This window comes from Pseudomonas laurentiana, assembly GCF_014648275.1.
Taxonomy (GTDB): Bacteria; Pseudomonadota; Gammaproteobacteria; order Pseudomonadales; family Pseudomonadaceae; genus Aquipseudomonas; species Aquipseudomonas laurentiana.
The window spans coordinates 1-2,353 of sequence record NZ_BMQU01000059.1 but is presented as its reverse complement, the minus strand read 5'-3'; the positions used below and the strand labels follow the sequence as shown (position 1 = coordinate 2,353).

Below are 2,353 nucleotides of genomic sequence, written 5' to 3'. Positions count from 1 at the left end.
TTCTCCCCAGGCCTTGTGCTGCGCGCGCCAGACGATCTCGCCTTGTTGGTTGGTCAGTTCCTGTGGGGTGCTGAAATGGTCACTACATACCAGTTGATAAGGCTCATACAAGCCCGATTAACTGATACCAAGCTCACCTGCCTGCGAGAGGTCACGAGTTATGCGTGAGATTCATCATAGCGACCCAAACGGTACTTATCAGTACATCACAAAATATCTACCCCCTATCAGGGTCAGCCTTTACCACGAAGGACCAATTTTTTATTTAACAAAATAATATCCACATGCTTCTTCTCCGAAAAACACTCAATAAAATCCTGTAAATGAACATGCTCAAGTTTATCTTTTGAAATCTCATGAGAAGCCTTAATAAAAAACTCACCAAGCGACTTAATAGTCTCAGGGTCAGCAATGACTGAAACCTCATCCAGCCGAACAAGCTGATCCGAGCCTATAACAGTACCGTAAACCGAAAATTTTTTAATTTCCTCATAACTCAAAACCCTTTTCTCTTAAAAAATTCTTTTCTTTACGCGTCAAATCTGAAACCTCACCCCGCGAACGATGACTCTGAGCACCATATTTGTTTATCACACCTCAATCCGCACTGACAGTGAGCGCGGACCTGCTGTTTTGTATATTCCACTCCACCGACAGTAAAACAACCTAGAACTTAGGACCTCAAAAGCTCTGCATGCCCCGCAAACAACAAAATTTAATAAGCCGAGAAAATCCAAGAAAGCCATGCCTTCTCGCCACACCTACATCATTCAAGTCTAAAACATAGGAATTCATTGTTTCCATTACTGCTCCAGTAGCCACACCCATTAAAACACCCACCTTATCCAGATCACTCTCAATTGTAACAACCACATAATCATCTCGTTTTCTTTGCTGACCAAACCTAACCACGACTTCCTCATCAAAGATAACCGCACCATCCGACTTATCATCAGAGAAGTAAAACTTAACGGACTGCGACCTCCCGAGCGCCAGGTAGACTTTAAGTAGCGTTTTAAGTCGAATACCTGGCTTCACCCCAAAGCCAAACCCACACCCACTCCCCTCACTTGAATAAAAATAGTACTTAAACACAACACCATGACATCGCTTATGATGAAAAACAAAACGCATCTTTTCATAAAAATGAAATTCGTCCTCATCACCAACCAACTCATACCCAGCAGCAACAAAATCAAACGAAGAAAAACCATTTACCCCAAAACAATCCGGCCGCTCCATTATCACCCCATCTAAATACAAAGAAAAAACCTTGCCAAATAATAGCGTATGCACTCGCGCCTCCCTTATCACAGCTCTACAGGATTTGTACTGGCAGTTTTATGCTCATTTAATATTTGACCAACCCGAGTAAGCTCTGCCGCCCGGAAAGACTTCTACCGACGCCCGCAACGGGCTTGCCATTGATGTTAGTTCTGGCAGAGCCTTTAAATTCGATATCAACACAATTGATGCAATCACCTAAACAAGCGACATTCCTCATAGCACCGCCTGCTTTTCTGCTGAGCCCTCTTATTCTCTCTGAGGTAGAGATTTGGCAATCCTAGACAAGAGAATTAAAACCATGGCCATTTTTCTTCAAAAATTACCGCCCTGCAATCCAGTCGAAAACCAATACCTCTATCTCTGATAGCTTTTTTACATTACCAACCACAACCAACTCCTCACCATCAGATTTAGCCTCACCATACGAGACAACATCCACCACATCATCACTTATAACAACCCTCAAAGAATCACCAGAAACTTTGTTTTTTGCTGAAAAAATCGGATTACCATCCTGAAATGGCTGACCATTAGCAAACGCAGTCCTATAAAGCGGAACCAAAAAGTCAGATTTATCCACACCCAAAAAATTTAAACTAGAATAAAAATAACTTAAGAAATAACGCTCTAAAGACAAATAAACCAAACCATCCTCTAAATAACTCTCAAACACATTCACTACTCCCCAAAAGCCTTCCCAGAGATGACCTCTATATCTACGCGCTCATGCCTAGCCCCCTTAACCATAAAAGTTTTACTCACCGGAGCATCCACCCCACCACACTTACAAGCACTCAAAACAAAATTATCTGCCTTTTGAAATGCTTCCTCTCGCACAGCGAGACTTCCTTTGTCTAATTTACTTTTTAACTCATCGAGCTTCGCCCTCGCTTCAATTGCTGTTAAAGGGGAGTCTTGATTCCAAGCCACAGACTCCTCTAGCTTCGCGCCCTGCGCTTGAAACCTACCTCTATGCGCAGCCAACCCAAACGGATCAATCCAGAAAACCGGATTCGGCGCATACACATACAGGTTCAGCCCACCCGCATAGCCAATCGGGTCCTTG

At 43.2% G+C, this 2,353-nt stretch carries 5 protein-coding genes; all 5 read right to left on the bottom strand.

Translation table 11 applies throughout. The annotated features are described in order from the left end of the window. The coding region (locus IE038_RS24830; protein ID WP_189396405.1) for an RHS domain-containing protein at nucleotides 1-111 on the bottom strand (111 nt) is incomplete at its 3' end. Between the two features lie 122 nt (nucleotides 112-233). Then, nucleotides 234-500: a hypothetical protein gene (locus tag IE038_RS23760; protein ID WP_189396404.1), complete on the bottom strand. Its 267-nt coding sequence runs from the start codon at nucleotides 498-500 to the stop codon at nucleotides 234-236. A 181-nt stretch (nucleotides 501-681) separates the two neighbouring features. Further along, nucleotides 682-1,296: a hypothetical protein gene (locus IE038_RS23755; RefSeq protein ID WP_189396403.1), complete on the bottom strand. Its 615-nt coding sequence runs from the start codon at nucleotides 1,294-1,296 to the stop codon at nucleotides 682-684. Between the two features lie 310 nt (nucleotides 1,297-1,606). Then, nucleotides 1,607-1,960 (bottom strand): hypothetical protein, encoded by a 354-nt coding sequence (locus IE038_RS23750; RefSeq protein ID WP_189396402.1) that lies wholly within the window; start codon nucleotides 1,958-1,960, stop codon nucleotides 1,607-1,609. A gap of 5 nt (nucleotides 1,961-1,965) precedes the next feature. Further along, nucleotides 1,966-2,353: RHS repeat-associated core domain-containing protein (locus IE038_RS24355; protein ID WP_194505881.1), on the bottom strand; the 388-nt coding region annotated here is incomplete at its 5' end.